Source organism: Gammaproteobacteria bacterium (assembly GCA_015709695.1).
In the GTDB taxonomy this organism is placed as follows: domain Bacteria; phylum Pseudomonadota; class Gammaproteobacteria; order Steroidobacterales.
Window position 1 is genome coordinate 145,604 of the sequence record CP054183.1, and the last position, 15,748, is coordinate 161,351.

The 15,748-nt window shown below is 70.2% G+C and carries 14 protein-coding genes; 5 read left to right on the plus strand and 9 right to left on the minus strand.

All coding sequences use genetic code 11. The features are described 5' to 3' along the window. Window positions 1-21: 21 nt before the first annotated feature. The 3 genes from HRU81_00760 to HRU81_00770 form a co-directional block, all read right to left on the minus strand. Window positions 22-687, minus strand: coding sequence for a GNAT family N-acetyltransferase (locus tag HRU81_00760; protein ID QOJ30760.1), 666 nt, complete (start codon window positions 685-687; stop codon window positions 22-24). 147 nt (window positions 688-834) lie between these two features. Continuing rightward, window positions 835-2,880, minus strand: a complete 2,046-nt coding sequence (locus tag HRU81_00765) for a sodium-translocating pyrophosphatase (protein ID QOJ30761.1) — start codon at window positions 2,878-2,880, stop codon at window positions 835-837. Between the two features lie 153 nt (window positions 2,881-3,033). Beyond that, on the minus strand, window positions 3,034-4,290 hold the full coding sequence (locus HRU81_00770; protein QOJ33217.1) for a 6-phosphofructokinase: 1,257 nt from the start codon (window positions 4,288-4,290) through the stop codon (window positions 3,034-3,036). A 129-nt stretch (window positions 4,291-4,419) separates the two neighbouring features. Between HRU81_00770 and HRU81_00775 the strand changes: the two genes are divergently transcribed. Then, on the plus strand, window positions 4,420-5,070 hold the full coding sequence (locus HRU81_00775) for an adenylate kinase (GenBank protein QOJ30762.1): 651 nt from the start codon (window positions 4,420-4,422) through the stop codon (window positions 5,068-5,070). Between the two features lies 1 nt (window position 5,071). On the opposite strand, the gene HRU81_00780 is transcribed toward HRU81_00775, so the two are convergent. Then, complete coding sequence (locus HRU81_00780) at window positions 5,072-6,184, minus strand: HRDC domain-containing protein (GenBank protein QOJ30763.1); 1,113 nt, start codon at window positions 6,182-6,184, stop codon at window positions 5,072-5,074. A 55-nt stretch (window positions 6,185-6,239) separates the two neighbouring features. On the opposite strand from HRU81_00780, the gene HRU81_00785 reads away from it, so the two are divergent. From HRU81_00785 to HRU81_00795, 3 genes are read left to right on the plus strand one after another with little or no spacing between them, the layout of a single operon-like run. Further along, on the plus strand, window positions 6,240-6,758 hold the full coding sequence (locus tag HRU81_00785) for a hypothetical protein (GenBank protein QOJ30764.1): 519 nt from the start codon (window positions 6,240-6,242) through the stop codon (window positions 6,756-6,758). Further along, on the plus strand, window positions 6,758-8,125 hold the full coding sequence (gene mpl, locus HRU81_00790) for a UDP-N-acetylmuramate:L-alanyl-gamma-D-glutamyl-meso-diaminopimelate ligase (GenBank protein QOJ30765.1): 1,368 nt from the start codon (window positions 6,758-6,760) through the stop codon (window positions 8,123-8,125). The genes HRU81_00785 and mpl overlap by 1 nt, the downstream gene beginning before the upstream one ends. 29 nt (window positions 8,126-8,154) lie before the next feature. Beyond that, on the plus strand, window positions 8,155-8,343 hold the full coding sequence (locus HRU81_00795; GenBank protein QOJ30766.1) for a rubredoxin: 189 nt from the start codon (window positions 8,155-8,157) through the stop codon (window positions 8,341-8,343). Between the two features lie 12 nt (window positions 8,344-8,355). Here the strand turns inward: HRU81_00795 and HRU81_00800 are convergent, their stop codons facing one another. The 5 genes from HRU81_00800 to HRU81_00820 form a co-directional block, all read right to left on the minus strand. Further along, on the minus strand, window positions 8,356-9,264 hold the full coding sequence (locus tag HRU81_00800; protein ID QOJ30767.1) for a TraB/GumN family protein: 909 nt from the start codon (window positions 9,262-9,264) through the stop codon (window positions 8,356-8,358). A 93-nt stretch (window positions 9,265-9,357) separates the two neighbouring features. After that, complete coding sequence (gene cpdA, locus HRU81_00805) at window positions 9,358-10,125, minus strand: 3',5'-cyclic-AMP phosphodiesterase (GenBank protein QOJ30768.1); 768 nt, start codon at window positions 10,123-10,125, stop codon at window positions 9,358-9,360. Between the two features lie 147 nt (window positions 10,126-10,272). Continuing rightward, entirely contained in the window at window positions 10,273-11,586 is a 1,314-nt protein-coding gene (locus HRU81_00810; GenBank protein ID QOJ30769.1) for an adenosylhomocysteinase, read from the minus strand. A 61-nt stretch (window positions 11,587-11,647) separates the two neighbouring features. Next, window positions 11,648-12,814 carry a methionine adenosyltransferase gene (locus HRU81_00815; GenBank protein QOJ30770.1) on the minus strand — a complete coding sequence of 389 codons (1,167 nt, stop codon included), beginning with the start codon at window positions 12,812-12,814 and terminating at the stop codon, window positions 11,648-11,650. Window positions 12,815-12,932: 118 nt separating this feature from the next. Further along, a complete protein-coding gene (locus HRU81_00820) occupies window positions 12,933-13,517 on the minus strand; it encodes a TIGR00645 family protein (GenBank protein QOJ30771.1) in 585 nt (194 codons plus the stop codon). 181 nt (window positions 13,518-13,698) lie between these two features. Between HRU81_00820 and tkt the strand changes: the two genes are divergently transcribed. Beyond that, window positions 13,699-15,741 carry a transketolase gene (gene tkt, locus HRU81_00825; protein ID QOJ30772.1) on the plus strand — a complete coding sequence of 681 codons (2,043 nt, stop codon included), beginning with the start codon at window positions 13,699-13,701 and terminating at the stop codon, window positions 15,739-15,741. The last annotated feature ends 7 nt before the right edge of the window (window positions 15,742-15,748 follow it).

Consider the following 15,748-nt stretch of genomic DNA (forward strand, 5'->3'; position numbering starts at 1 on the left):
CCATGGGCGAAGCGGCGCGGGTCACGACGCTGCCGGAGGGTGCAAGCGCAGGATGGGCCGCGTGTGCGGGCTCCAGCCGAAGTGGACGAAGGGCGCGGTGCTGAACAGCGAGAGCTGCAGTCCACCGGCGACGAGGAAGGTGGCGCTCGCCAGCCTGCGGATACCGAGGCGCCGGTGCGCCGCGAGCGAGCCCGGGTTGAACGCCGAGATCCGCGACAGGCTCCAGCGCACGCCGCCGGCGGCGAGGTGGATATTGGCGCCTTCCCAGAGCCGGGCGAAGGCGCGGCTGAGGCGGAACGCGGGTTCGACGTGGACGTCGAAGTCCCACGCGCATTGCCCGGGATCACGCAGCTCGTAGCGGCAACGCACCTCGTCTTCCTCGTAGTGCCGCCGGGCGATCCACAGGAATCCGGCGAAGCGTCCCCGGCTCTCGGCGACGAGGCATTCGGCGCCGTCGGCGAAGCGGCGCGCGATGACCGCCCGTTCGCGTGGAAACTGCCCGGTCACCGGATCACCGGCAGCGACGAGCCGCACTGCCAGCGAGGCATTCGGCGGCGGTGGCGCGGGCCGTGGAACCGGCTGGGCGACGATGTGGTAGCGGACCAGGCGGCAGCGGCCGCGGCTGATCCGGTCGAGCAGGCCGGAGGCGAGGTACAGGCAGCCCTCGAACAGGCCGAACTCGCGCAAGGCGCCCGTCAGGCGCTGCAGGAGCGGAGTTGCCGGCGCTGGCTGAATCGGGCGGTCCCCGCTGCCGTACCGCTCAGCGAGAAGCCCCGCGGCGCGGGGCCCCTGCACCTGCCGGCCACACCAGGCCCCGCAGCCCGCGCGGGGGCCTCACAGCAACGGCACCAGCAGCAGCGCCACGATGTTGATGATCTTGATCAGCGGGTTGATGGCCGGGCCGGCGGTGTCCTTGTAGGGATCGCCGACGGTGTCGCCGGTGACCGCGGCCTTGTGGGTGTCCGAGCCCTTGCCGCCGAAGTTGCCTTCCTCGATGTACTTCTTGGCATTGTCCCAGGCACCGCCGCCGGTGCACATGGAGATGGCGACGAACAGGCCCGTGACGATGGTGCCGATCAGCATGCCGCCGAGTGCGCGGATGCCGGCGCCCGGACCCATCGCCAGGTTGACCAGCATCGCCAGGGCCACCGGCACCAGGATCGGCAGCACCGAGGGCACCACCATTTCCTTGATCGCCGCGCGGGTGAGCAGGTCCACCGCCTTGGAGTAGTCGGGTTTGGCCTTGCCCTCCATGATGCCCTTGATCTCGCGGAACTGGCGGCGGACCTCGGTCACCACCGAGCCTGCGGCACGGCCTACGGCCTCCATGGCCATGGCGCCGAACAGGTAGGGCACCAGGCCGCCGATGAACAGGCCGATGATCACCGCCGGGTCGGACAGGCTGAAGGCCTGCAGCTTGCCCTCGATCTCCAGCTTGTGCGTGTAGTCGGCGAACAGCACCAGCGCGGCGAGGCCGGCCGAGCCGATGGCGTAGCCCTTGGTCACCGCCTTGGTGGTGTTGCCGACGGCGTCGAGCGCGTCGGTGATGGTGCGCACGCTCTTCGGCAGGCCGGACATCTCGGCGATGCCGCCGCCGTTGTCGGTGATCGGGCCGTAGGCGTCGAGCGCGACGATCATGCCCGTCATCGACAGCATGGCGGTGGCGGCAGTGGCGATGCCGTAGAGGCCGCCCAGGGTGTAGGCGCCCCAGATGGCGGCACAGACTGCGAGCACGGGCAGCGCGGTGGACTTCATGGAGACAGCCAGCCCCGCGATGATGTTGGTGGCGTGGCCCGTCTGCGAAGCCGATGCGACGTAGCGCACCGGGGCGTACTCGGTGGCGGTGTAGTACTCGGTGATCCAGATCAGCACGCCCGTCAGCACCAGGCCGATGACCGCGCAGCCGAACAGGGCACCGGCCTTGGCACCCATCATGGCGGTGGTCACCGGGTAGAAGGCGATGAGGGCGATGACGCCGGAGACGATCACGCCGCGGTAGAGCGCGTTCATGATCTTGCCGCCCTCGGCGGCCTTGACGAAGAAGGTGCCGATGATCGAGGCGACGATCGATACCGCGCCCAGCACCAGCGGGTAGGCGATGTAGGCCAGGTCCAGCGAGCCGTCGGCGGTCTTGAACAGCAGGCCGCCCAGCACCATGGTGGCAACCAGCGTCACGGCGTAGGTCTCGAAGAGGTCGGCCGCCATGCCGGCGCAGTCGCCCACGTTGTCGCCCACGTTGTCGGCGATGACCGCCGGGTTGCGCGGGTCGTCCTCGGGAATGCCGGCCTCGACCTTGCCCACCAGGTCGGCGCCGACGTCGGCGCCCTTGGTGAAGATGCCGCCGCCGAGCCGGGCGAAGATCGAGATCAGCGAGCCGCCGAAGGCCAGGCCCACCAGCGCATGCAGCGCATGCTCGTCGCCGACCATGCCGCGCAACACGGCAAAGTAGCCGGCGACGCCCAGCAGGCCCAGGCCCACCACCAGCATGCCGGTGATGGCGCCGCCGCGGAAGGCGATCTGCAGCGCCGGGTTGAGCCCCACGCTCGCCGCCTGCGCGGTGCGTACGTTGGCGCGCACCGAGATGTTCATGCCGATGTAGCCGGCGGCGCCGGAGAGCACCGCGCCCACCACGAAGCCGACCGCCGTCGGCGCATCCAGGGCGATGCCGAGCAGGATGGCCAGCACCACGCCGACCACCGCGATGGTCATGTACTGCCGGTTGAGGTAGGCCGCAGCGCCCGCCTGGATGGCGCTGGCGATCTCCTGCATGCGCTCGGAGCCGGCGGACTGCGCCAGGATCCAGCGGACCGAGAAGATCCCGTAGAGGATCGCCAGGATGCCGGCGCCGATGGCCAGCCAGAGAGCCAGTTCAGTGGACATTCGGTATCACTCCCCAAAAATGCGGGTTTCCGCTTCTGCGAGCGGTTGCGGCGCGGCCGCGAAAAAGGCGCGGCATCATAGCATCAGTGCCCCCTGACGCAAAAAACCGGCCGGCCTTCCCGGACCCTGCCCCGGTCCTTCCCGGGGCTGCGCTCAGCCCCGGGGCGGCAGCTTCTTCGGTACCGGGATGTTGCGCAGCCTGACGTAATCGGGCAGGCCGTCGCGATAGGGCGGGTAGTCCTCGCCCCGCACCAGGGGGGCGAGGTAGCGGCGGGCCGCAGCCGTGATGCCGAAGCCGTCCGCCGTGATGAAGTGCCTCGGCATCATCTTCTCGCGGTTGGCGACGCGGGCCAGCGGAGCGGTGCCGATGGTCCAGCGGTAGGGCCTGTCGGATTTGCGGACGATGGTGGGCATGACGGCATTGTGGCCGCCGAGCGCCAGCTCGACCGCGGCCTTGCCCACGGCGTAGGCCTGCTCCACGTCCACCTTCGAGGCGATGTGCCGTGCCGAGCGCTGCAGGTAGTCGGCGATGGCGTAGTGGTACTTGAGCTTGAGCTCGCTGCGTACCAGCTCCGCGACCACCGCGGCCACGCCGCCGAGCTGCTTGTGGCCGAAGGCGTCGGTGGTGCCCGCATCGGCAAGGAACTGGCCGTCCGGGTTGCGTGCGCCTTCGCTGACGACGATCACGCAATACTCGTGGCGCGACACGCATTCGCGGACCCGGGCGAGGAATGCCGCCCTGTCGAAGGGGATCTCCGGGAACAGGATGATGTGCGGTGGCTCGCCGGCACCGCTGCCGGCGAGCCCGGCAGCCGCGGCGATCCAGCCGGCATGCCGGCCCATGACCTCGAGGATGAAGACCCGGGTGGAGGTCTTCGCCATGGAGGCGACGTCCAGCGCTGCCTCGCGGGTGGATACCGCCACGTACTTCGCCACCGAGCCGAAGCCGGGGCAGGTGTCGGTGAGGGGCAGGTCGTTGTCCACCGTCTTCGGCACATGGATGGCGGTGATGGGAAATCCCAGCTTCGCGCCGAGCTGCGAGATCTTCAGGCATGTGTCGGCCGAGTCGCCGCCGCCGTTGTAGAAGAAGTAGCCGATGTCGTGGGCGCGGAACACCGCGATCAGCCGTTCGTACTCGGCGCGGTTCTGCTCGAGGCCCTTGAGCTTGTAGCGGGCCGAGCCGAAGGCGCCCCCGGGGGTGTGCCTGAGGGCGGCGATCGCCCGCGCGCTCTCCCTGCCGGTGTCGATCAGCTCCTCGTCGAGCGCGCCCAGGATGCCGTTGCGCCCCGCATAGACCCGGCCGATGCGCGAGCGGTGGCGGCGCGCCGTCTCGATCACCCCGCAGGCGCTGGCGTTGATGACGGCGGTGACTCCGCCGGACTGGGCGTAGAAGGCATTCTTCTTCGGCATGGTGCTGGTGCCCGGGCTGCCGCTGGGGTCGGTCAGCACCTTAGCACAGTGCCCGGCGCGTTTGACCCGGCCGGGGCGGGGCGCTACGGTGACGCCGTTTCCACGTCAGCTTTGTCCAGGCGGAGAGTCATGCGCATCGTCTTCCTCGGTCCTCCCGGTGCCGGCAAGGGCACGCAGGCCCAGCGCCTCATGGCCGAGCACGGCATGGTGCAGGTGTCCACCGGCGACCTGCTGCGCGATGCGGTCAGGCGCGGCACGCCGGCGGGCCTCAGGGCCAAGGCGAAGATGGACGCCGGCGCCCTGGTGTCCGACGACATCGTGCTGGAACTCATTCGCGAGCGGCTGGCTGCGCCCGATACACGCCGCGGCTTCATCCTCGACGGTTTTCCGCGCAACCTGGCGCAGGCCGAGGCGCTGGGTCCGGAACTCGCCGGTATCGGCCAGTCGCTCGATGCCGTGGTGCTGCTCGACGTCGACCTCGACATCCTCAGGAAGCGCATCACCGGGCGGCGCACCTGTTCGCTGACCGGCAAGCTGCTCAACATCCACTTCTCGCCGCAGGCCGAGCTCGATGCCTGCACCGGCGCCGGTGGCACGCTGGTGCAGCGCGCCGATGACAACGAGGCCACCATCGACAACCGCCTCAGGGTCTATCGCGAGCAGACCGAGCAGCTGGTGCCCTACTACGAGAAGCAGGGCCTGCTGCGCCGGGTGGCCGGCGAAGGTGGCATGGACGAGGTGTACGCACGCCTGACGCGCGCCCTCGGCCTCGCCGCCTGAATCAGGGCAGCGCCGCCAGCAGCGCGTCGCCGATGATGGCGCGGCGCCAGCCGCGCAACGGCCGCAGCTCGCGCGAGCCGCGAAGCAGCGCCGCCAGGTCGCCGCGCGTGGCGAGGATCTCCGGCGCGATGCCGAGTTCTCCCGCGACCTTCTGCACCACCGCCGCCAGCCGCTTCACCTGGCCGTTGTCCGCCGGCGCCGGCCGCGCCTGCTGCACGGGAGCCGGCAGCAGGCCATCGGCCAGCCCGGCGTCGGCGCGATCGAGCTCGGCGAGGATCGCCGCACCGGAATTCCGCACCAGCCCCGGCGGCAGGCCCAGCGCTTCCAGGCCGGCCGCATCACGCACGCTGGCCGCGGCCAGCGCCATCAGCGCGGCGTCGGCCAGGATCCACTGCCGCGGGCGGTCGCTGTCGTCGGCGCGCTGCTCGCGCCAGGCGGCCAGTCGCCGGGCGCGAGCCTGCACCGACGCGGGCAGGTATTCCAGGCCGCCGAGCCGCTCCCAGGCCCGCTCCGGGCGCAGGCTGTAGAGGCCGGGATCGAGCAGCGCCGCGCTGTCCTCCAGCGCCCAGCTTTCGCGGCCGGCCGCCACCAGCCGCTGGCGCAGGCGCCCGGCCAGCTCGGGCAGCCAGGCGACGTCGTTGGCGGCGTAGTCGACCTGCGCCGGCGTCAGCGGCCGGCGCGTCCAGTCGGTGCGTGTCTGCGACTTGTCGAGCCGCAGGCCGAGTTCCGCCTCCACCAGGCTGGCGTATCCGGCCTGGGGCGGGTGGCCGAGCAGGCCGGCGGCGACCTGCGTATCGAACAGCGGGCCCGGCGGTGCGCCGAAGCACTGCAGGAGCACTTCGATGTCCTGCTTGGCCGCGTGCATCACCTTCTCGCGCCCGGATGCCGCGATGGCCTGCCAGAGTGCCGCGAGGTCGAGACCGGCCAGCGTGTCGATGCAGAAGGCGCCGGCGGGCGTGCCGACCTGGATCAGGCAAAGCCGTGCCCGGAAGGTGTCGGTGCGGGCGAACTCGGTGTCGATCGGCAGGCTGGCGGACTGCGAGATGGCGACGCAGGCCTCGTCGAGGCCGGCCTGGCTGGCCACGAAGCGGACGGCGATGTCAGGGGTTGGCATGGGCGGAAGTGTAGAGGATCATGTCCGCCACTCAACACTTTGCCGTCCGTGATCCATGCTTGCGCTGCTCGAGGCATTCCTCCAGATCGTCTTGCGCCGGCGTGGCCCGGAAGACCTCCCGGACTCCCGATTCCTGCTGGGCCTCACGCTCGCGGCCTACGTGCTCGCCCAGCTGCCGGTCGCCGGGATCATCTTCGGCCCGACGGCCACGGCCGCCGCCGCCATCGCCGTGGACTGTGCGCTGCTGTCCGGAGTCTTCTGGGCGCTGCTGCGCTTCACGGGCCATGCGCCGCGCTATCGCCAGACGCTGACGGCGCTGGCCGGCACCGGCGCCCTGCTGGCGCTGGCCCAGGCGCCACTCGTGTACCTGACCAAGCTGGCCGGAGCCGCAGGGCAGACCGCGGCGGGTCCCAGCCTGGGCCTGCTGGCGCTGCTGCTCTGGTCCATCATCGTGCAGGCGCACATCGCTGCGCGTGCCCTGTCGGGCGGCTACGGGGTCGGGCTCGCCGTCGCGCTGGTGTATTTCATCCTGAGCTACGAGGTATCGGGGATGTTCGCGCCCCCGTCCGGCTGATGCACGTCCACATCCTCGGCATCTGCGGCACGTTCATGGCAGGAGTGGCGGCCATCGCCCGCGAGGCGGGCCATCGCGTCACCGGCTCGGATCGTGGCGTCTATCCGCCGATGAGCGACCAGCTGGCCGCCCTGGGCATCGCGGTGACCGAGGGCTGCGCCGCGGGGCAACTGACGCCGCGGCCGGACATGGTCGTCGTCGGCAACGTGATGACGCGCGGGATGCCCGTGGTGGAGGAACTGCTCGACAGCGGCATTCCCTACAGCTCGGGTCCGGAATGGCTGGCCCGCGAGGTGCTGCGCACGCGCCACGTGATCGCCATCTCCGGCACGCATGGCAAGACCACCACCACCAGCCTCGCCGCCTGGATCCTCAGCGAGGCCGGCCAGGAGCCGGGCTTCCTCATCGGCGGCGTGACGCCCGATCTCGGTGTCTCGGCGCGGCTCGGCCGGGGGCCGGCCTTCGTCATCGAGGCCGACGAATACGACACCGCGTTCTTCGACAAGGGCGCCAAGTTCCTGCACTACCGGCCGCGCACCCTGGTGATCAACAACCTCGAATACGACCACGCCGACATCTACCCGGACCTCGCCGCCATCCAGCGGCAGTTCCACCAGCTGGTGCGCACCGTACCGGGCAGCGGCACCATCATTCACCGTGCGCAGGATGCCAACGTGGCCGAGGTGCTGGCCCGCGGCTGCTGGACGCCGCTCGAGACCTTCTCGAGCCAGGCCGGGGTCGACGCCGGCTGGACCGGCATCGCCGACGACACGGGCTTCCGGCTGCAGCGCCGCGGGGCACCGCAGGGCGCCACGGCCTGGAGCCTCGCGGGCGACCACAATGCCGAGAACGCCACCGCGGCGATACTGGCCGCCCGTGCGGCCGGCGTCGATGTCGCCACCGCGCTGGCGGCCGTCGGCCGCTTCCGCGGCGTCAAGCGGCGCCTGGAACTGCTCGGCCGCTGGGGTGGGGTAAGCCTGTACGACGACTTCGCCCACCACCCGACGGCCATCACCCGCACGCTGTCCGCGGTGCGCCGGTCGCTGCGACCGCAGCGCGTGCTGGTGGTGACCGAACCGCGATCGAACACCATGAAGCTCGGCGCGCAGCGTGCCGAGCTGGCGCCGGCCCTGGCGCTGGCCGACCAGAGCTGGGTGCTGGAGCCGGAGGGCCTCTCCTGGGACCTGGCCGAGGCCCTGGCGCCGACGCCCACGGCGCGCCTGTGCCGCGATACGGCCGGCATCGTCGCCGCCGTCACCGCCGAGGCGCGGGCGGGTGACGCCATCGTGATCATGAGCAACGGCGGCTTCCAGGGCATCCGCGCCGCGCTGGCTGCCGCGCTGGCGGCGCGTTTCGTTGCGGATTGACGGCCGCTGGTACGCCGGGAGACAAGCCTATGAGCAACGCCGGACCACCGGGCAAGCGCAACTGGATGTGTCTCACCTGCGGGTATGTCTACGACGAGGCAGTCGGCGATCCCGCCCGTGGCCATCCCCCGGGTACGCGCTTCGAGGACCTGCCCCTGTCCTGGCGCTGCCCGGACTGCGGCGCCGGCAAGGAAGACTTCGACCTGGTGGTGGACTGAGCGGCGCGCTGCTCAGTCCGCCGGTCCGGCGGCCGGCACCACCACCTGCCGCGGTGCGTAACCCGCGCGCTCCAGCATGCCGATGAGGCTGTCGGGTCCGACCAGGTGCAGGGTGCCGACCACCACCAGGTAGTCGTGGCGGTCGCTCAGCAGCACCTTGAGCCGGGTGGCCCAGCTGCGGTTGCGATCCACGACGATGCGCCGGTAGAGGTCGGGCTGCTCCTTCAGTCCGTGGAGGAACTCGGATTCCAGCGCACGGGTGTCGCCCTTCTTCCAGGCGGCGACGATGGCATCGACCTGGTCGGCCATCGTGGCGGCATCATCCAGGGTCTCGAGCAGGAAGGCGCTTTGCGCGGCCGGTGGCAGCGAGTCCATGGCGGCGAACTGCTGCTCCACGGTTTCCAGGCCGCGGATCTCCTTGCGGTCCCGCTGCGCCATCTCCAGCAGCTGGCGCTCGACGCCCGAGTCCGCGTCATAGCCGAGCCGCTCGAGCTGCAGCTGGGTCACGGTGATCGCGGCGAGCCAGGGCTCGAAGCCCTGGAGCAGGGTGAGCTCGATGCCCGCCGCCCGGGCGCTGGCCTGCGCGGCCCCGTAGGCGCGCGGTCCTAGCAGTTCCTCTAGCGTGCGGCCCCGCGGGTCGATGCCGAGGCGCTGCAGGCTGGCCTGGGCGGCGGCCGGATCGAGGTCGTCGAGGTCGATCTCCATGACCACGACATCCGCGTTGCGGTAGGCCTCGACCACCGCCGGCGGCAGCGGATCGCGGCCCGGCTTGAGGAAGTGGATCGAGCCGAGGATGGCCACGCGGTTCGCCGCGCCCTGGACTTCCCACATCGGCAGGGCATCCGCGCGCGCAGCAGGGACCTGGAACAGCAGGATCGCCGCCGCCAGCAGGGCGGCCGGGTATCGCAGCGGGTGGCTCATCGCGGGGCCCTTCGCGTCCATGGCGCAATGGGCGCAGGGTACACCAGCCGGTCGCTGCCGCGACGGCCGCGCGACGCTGCGCCCGTGCCGGCGCTACTGCGGTGGCTCGATCCAGGCCACCGTGGTGTCGAGGCGTCCGTCCGCATGCAGCTCCAGCCATCGGTAGCCGGGAGGGCGCCTGTCCACGGCGAAGGTGGCGGCCTCCGGCAGGAACTGGAAGCAGGTCGAGGGCGTGGTGAGGAAATGCACGCCGGCGCGATCGATGTCGGAGGCCTGGTGCACATGGCCGGCCACCACGGCCCGCAGCTGCGGCGCGCGGTCGATGATCGCCAGCAGCTCGGCGGCGTTGGCCAGCCCCAGCTCGTCCAGCCAGCGGCTCTGCAGCGGCAACACGTGGTGGTGCAGGGCGATCAGGACGTGGCGCTGGCGGTGCTCTTCGAGCGCGTCGGCGAGCCAGGCGAGTTGTGCGCGTGAGAGCCGGCCGCCGTGCTCGCCCGGGATGCAGCTGTCGAGCAGCAGGATGGCCCAGCTGCCCGCGACCACGGCGCCGCCGACCTGGAAGGGCGGGCCGGCGAGTGCGTCGGCCAGACGTGCCGGTGCATCGTGGTTGCCGGGCAGGCACCAGACGGGAACGCCGAGCGGCGCCAGCATCCCGCGGAACCGCTGGTAGGCGCCGGCGCTCTCGTCCTGGCTCAGGTCACCGCTGGCGAGGATGGCGTCCGCGGGCCAGGGGCCGGAGGTGGCGGCCTCCAGCACGGCCTGCAGGCTGCTGCAGGTGTCCACGCCGCGCAACCGCCCGTCCGCCTCGGCGAACAGGTGGGTGTCGGTGATGTGCAGGATTCTGAGCGCCGGGTGGGCCACGGTATGTTTGTCTGGCCGCCTGCGGGCTGGCCGTTCTTGTCGGATGCCGGGAGCGACTATAGCCAGTCGCGACCGCCGCGTCCGGCCGCAGTTCTCAGCCCGGACGACCGGGCGCCGCATTAAGTCGCACGCCCGGCGACGGGCGACTCAGTAGCGGTAATGCTCGGGCTTGTACGGACCTTCCAGCGGCACGCCGATGTAGTCGGCCTGGGCCTGGGTCAGCGTGGTGAGCGCGGCGCCGATCTTCTTCAGGTGCAGCCGCGCCACCTTCTCGTCCAGGTGCTTGGGCAGCACGTAGACCTTGCGCTCGTACTTCGAGGCGCTGTTCCACAGGTCGATCTGCGCCAGCACCTGGTTGGTGAAGGAGTTCGACATCACGAACGAAGGGTGGCCGGTGGCACAGCCGAGGTTCACCAGGCGACCCTCGGCCAGCAGGATGAGGCGACGCCCGTCCGGGAAGATGATGTGGTCGACCTGCGGCTTGATGTTCTCCCACTTGTACTTGCGCAGAGAGGCGACGTCGATCTCGCTGTCGAAGTGGCCGATGTTGCAGACGATCGCCTGGTCCTTCATCTGCTTCAGGTGTTCGTGCGTGATGACATGGAAGTTGCCGGTGGCGGTGACGAAGATGTCCGCCTTGCCGGCGGCCTGGTCCATGGTGACCACGCGGTAGCCTTCCATCGCCGCCTGCAGGGCATTGATCGGGTCGATCTCGGTGACCCACACCGTGGCGCCCAGCCCGCGCAGCGACTGCGCGCAACCCTTGCCGACATCGCCATAGCCGGCGATCACGGCGATCTTGCCGGCGATCATCACGTCGGTGGCACGCTTGATGCCGTCCACCAGCGACTCGCGGCAGCCGTAGAGGTTGTCGAACTTGCTCTTGGTCACCGAGTCGTTGACGTTGATGGCGGGGCAGGCCAGCGTGCCGGCCTTCGCCATGTCGTAGAGGCGCTTCACGCCGGTGGTGGTTTCCTCGGAGATGCCGCGCACCTGCTTCATGAGCTCGGGATACTTGTCGTGCATGATGGCGGTGAGGTCGCCGCCATCGTCGAGGATCATGTTGGGGCGCCAGCCGTCTGGCCCGAGGATGGTCTGTTCCACGCACCACCAGTACTCCTCCTCGGTCTCGCCCTTCCAGGCAAACACGGGGATGCCGGCGGCTGCGATGGCGGAGGCGGCGTGGTCCTGCGTGGAAAAGATGTTGCACGAGGACCAGCGGATCTGCGCGCCGAGCTCCACCAGTGTCTCGATCAGCACCGCCGTCTGGATGGTCATGTGCAGGCAGCCGGCGATGCGCGCACCCTTCAGCGGCTTCGCGGCCCGGTACTCCTCGCGCACCGCCATCAGGCCCGGCATCTCCGTCTCGGCGATGCGGATTTCCTTGCGGCCCCATTCGGCGAGTCCGATGTCGGCGACCTTGTGGTCGGCCTGGAGGGCTACTGCGGGCTTGCTGCTCATGTCTGGTCCTCTCGATGCGTTCTTGGGGCACCGTCCTCGCGGACGGCCCGCCCGGCGGTCCTCAGCGGCGGATGCCGGCCGCCTCGTGCAGCGCGGCGGCCTTGTCGGTGCGCTCCCAGGGGAACTTCGCGTCGTCGCGGCCGAAGTGGCCGTAGGCTGCGGTGGCCCGGTAGATCGGCCGGTGCAGATCGAGCATCTCGCGGATGCCGTATGGCGTCAGGTCGAAGTGCCGGCGTACCAGTGCGGTGACGCGCTCGGCGGGGATCGCGCTGGTGCCGAAGGTCTCCACCGCCACCGAGGTGGGCTCGGCCACGCCGATGGCATACGACAGCTGCACCTCGCAGCGCGCGGCGATGCCGGCGGCGACGATGTTCTTGGCGACGTAGCGCGCCGCGTAGGCCGCGGAACGGTCGACCTTGGTGGGGTCCTTGCCGGAAAAGGCGCCGCCGCCATGGCGGGCCATGCCACCGTAGGTGTCGACGATGATCTTGCGGCCGGTGAGCCCGCAGTCACCCGTGGGCCCGCCGATGACGAAGCGGCCGGTCGGGTTGATGTGGAACTTCGTGCCCTTGTGGACGAGCTTCTTCGGCAGCACCGGCTTGATGATGAGGTCCATCACCGCCTCGCGCAGCGTCTTCTGGCTGACTTCCGGCGAATGCTGGGTCGAGAGCACCACGGCGTCGATGGCCACGGGCCTGCCGTCCTCGTAGCGCATGGTCACCTGGCTCTTGGCATCGGGCCGCAGCCAGCCGGGCTTGCCCTTCCTGCGCACCTCGGACTGCTTCTTCACCAGGCGGTGGGCCAGGGTGATGGGTGCCGGCATCAGCACCTCGGTCTCGTTGGTGGCGTAGCCGAACATCATGCCCTGGTCACCGGCGCCCTGCTTGCGGGGGTCCTTGCGGTCCACGCCCTGGGCGATGTCGCCCGACTGCTTGCCGATGGCATTGAGCACCGCGCAGGCATTGCCGTCGAAGCCGAGATCGGAGTGGTCGTAGCCGATGTCGCAGACCACCTCGCGCACCAGCGGCTCGAGGTCCACCCAGGCCGAGGTGGTGATCTCGCCGGCCACCAGCACGAAGCCCGTCTTCACCAGCGTTTCGCAGGCGACGCGGGCCGCCGGATCCTGCTTGATGATGGCGTCGAGCACGGCGTCCGAGATCTGGTCCGCCATCTTGTCCGGGTGGCCCTCGGATACCGACTCCGAGGTGAACAGGCTGCTGCTGGGCATGGAAAGGTCCGCTATGGCTGCCGAAGGCCGAGCATTATAGGGTGCCGGCTGGAAGGTTCGAAGTTTTTCGCTGCCACGGGGCGCCCTGGCCCCCGGGGTGCTGCGCCCGCTGCCGGCCTCAGGCGGCGTGCTGGCGCTTCTCGGTATTGCCTGTCATCACCCGGTCCGTCCAGGCCACCCCCAGCGCCGAGAGGATGAAGGTGCAGTGGATGATGGTCTGCCACATCACGCCCAGGTGGCTGGCCCGGCTGCAAGAGGTCGTGGTGGCCGGCACACCCGGCTGGCATGGCGGCAGCCCGAGCTGGCCCGCCTCGATGAAGGTCTTCAGCAGGTGGATGGAGGAGATGCCGATGATCGCCATGGCCAGCTTCACCTTGAGCACGCTGGCGTTCACGTGGCTCAGCCACTCGGGCTGGTCCGGATGGCCCTGGAGGCGCAGCCGGGAAACGAAGGTCTCGTAGCCGCCGACGATGACCATGACCAGCAGGTTGGAGATCATTACCACGTCGATCAGGCCGAGCACGATCAGCATGATGCCCTGCTCGCTGAGCGACTCGGCATCGTGGATCAGGTGCCACAGTTCCTTGAGGAACAGGTAGACGTACACCCCCTGGGCGAGGATCAGGCCCAGATAAAGCGGAAGCTGCAGCCATCGCGAGAAGAAGATGAGGCTGGGCAGGGGCTTGAGCTTGTGCGTCGGCATGGGCGGCTGTTCAGGAAGGGCGCGCTAGCTTAGCGATGCCCCGCGGACCTGCCAAGGCGGCCGGGCGCCCTGCCGTTTGCCGTCCGGGCCGGCCGCGGGATCCACCGATAGCGGCCCGGCGCTTCGAAACTCCGACCCGGCACGCTACAATCCGCGGCTCGCAGCCCGGTCCGGGAAGCCGATGAGCACCACGAACGACAAGACCGGCGCCTCCGGGCGCCGTGACCTCGCCAACGCCATCCGCGCGCTGGCCATGGATGCCGTGCAGCAGGCCAATTCGGGCCATCCGGGCATGCCCATGGGCATGGCGGACATCGCCGAGGTGCTGTGGAACGACTTCCTGCGCCACAACCCCGGCAACCCCGGCTGGGCCAACCGCGACCGCTTCGTGCTCTCCAACGGGCACGGCTCGATGCTGCTGTACGCCGTCCTGCACCTGACGGGCTATCCGCTGTCGATGGACGACTTGCGCCACTTCCGCCAGCTGGGTTCGCCGACCGCCGGGCACCCCGAGCGCAGTCCTGCGCATGGCATCGAGACCACCACCGGCCCGCTGGGACAGGGCCTGGCCAACGCGGTGGGCATGGCGCTGGCCGAGAAGGTGCTCGCCGCGCACTTCAACCAGCCCGGCTTTCCGGTGGTCGACCACCATACCTACGTGTTCCTCGGCGATGGTTGCCTGATGGAAGGCATCTCGCACGAGGCCTGCTCGCTCGCCGGCACGCTCAAGCTCGGCAAGCTGATCTGCTTCTACGACCACAACGGCATATCCATCGACGGCCACGTCGATGGCTGGTTCGCCGACGACACCGCGGCGCGTTTCCGCGCCTACGGCTGGCAGGTCATCCCCGATGTCGACGGTCATGACCCGCAGGCCATCCGCGCCGCAGTCATCGCCGCACGGCAGAACACCGAGGCACCGACCCTGATCTGCTGTCGCACGATCATCGGCTTCGGCGCACCCAACCTGCAGGGCACCGAGGCCACCCACGGCAGCCCGCTGGGTGCGGCCGAGGTGGCCGCCGCGCGCGAGCGCCTGGGCTGGACCTCACCGCCCTTCGTCATCCCGGACGCCATCCGCGCCGGCTGGGATGCCCGTGGCCGCGGCGAACGCCAGGAGGCGGGGTGGCGCGCGCTGTTCGGCCGCTATGCGGCCGAGCACCCGGAGCTGGCCCGCGAGTTCGAGCGGCGCATGCGCGGGGAACTACCCGACGGCTGGGCGGCAACCGCCGCCGATGCCCTGGCGCGCGCCGCAGCCGACACGGCCGCCAAGGCCACCCGCAAGGCCTCTCTCGAGGTGCTCAACGTGCTCGGCCCCGCATTGCCCGAGCTCATCGGCGGCTCGGCGGACCTCACCGGCTCGAACCTGACGCTGCACGTCGCCTCGGTGCCCATCACGGCGCAAAGCGCGGCGGGCAACTACATCCACTACGGCGTGCGCGAGTTCGGCATGAGCGCCATGCTCAACGGGCTGAACCTGCACGGCGGCTTCATCGCCTACGGCGGCACCTTCCTCGTGTTCTCCGACTATGCGCGCAACGCGCTGCGCATGGCGGCGCTGATGAAGGTCGGCAGCATCTTCGTGCTGACGCATGACTCCATCGGCCTCGGCGAGGACGGCCCGACCCACCAGCCGGTGGAACATGTCGCCAGCCTGCAGCTGATACCGAACATGCGCGTATGGCGTCCCTGCGATACCGCCGAGACGGCGGTGGCCTGGCGCGATGCGGTGGAGCGGCGCGACGGGCCGAGCAGCCTGGTGCTCAGCCGGCAGAACCTGCCGGCGCAGGCGCGAAGCGCCGGGCAGCTGGATGCCATCCGGCGTGGTGGCTACGTATTAATGGATGCGGCAAACCCTGACATCATCCTCATGGCCTCGGGTTCCGAGGTGGCGCTGGCAATGGCGGCGGCCGCGCAGCTCGCGGCCTCCGGCTGCCGGGCGCGGGTGGTGTCGATGCCCTGTGCGCCGCTGTTCGCGGCCCAGGACGCCGCCTGGCAGGAGGCCGTGCTGCCGGCCGCGGTGACGCGACGGATCGCCATCGAGGCCGGCGTCACCGACCTCTGGTACCGCTTCGTCGGGCCCGCCGGGCGGGTGATCGGCATGCATGGCTTCGGCGAGTCGGCGCCGGCGAAGGCGCTGTTCGAACATTTCGGCCTGACGGCCGACCACATCGTGCGGCTGGCCCGGGAACTGGGCGCCGTCACGGCAGCATCTGGCAAGTGAGGTAACC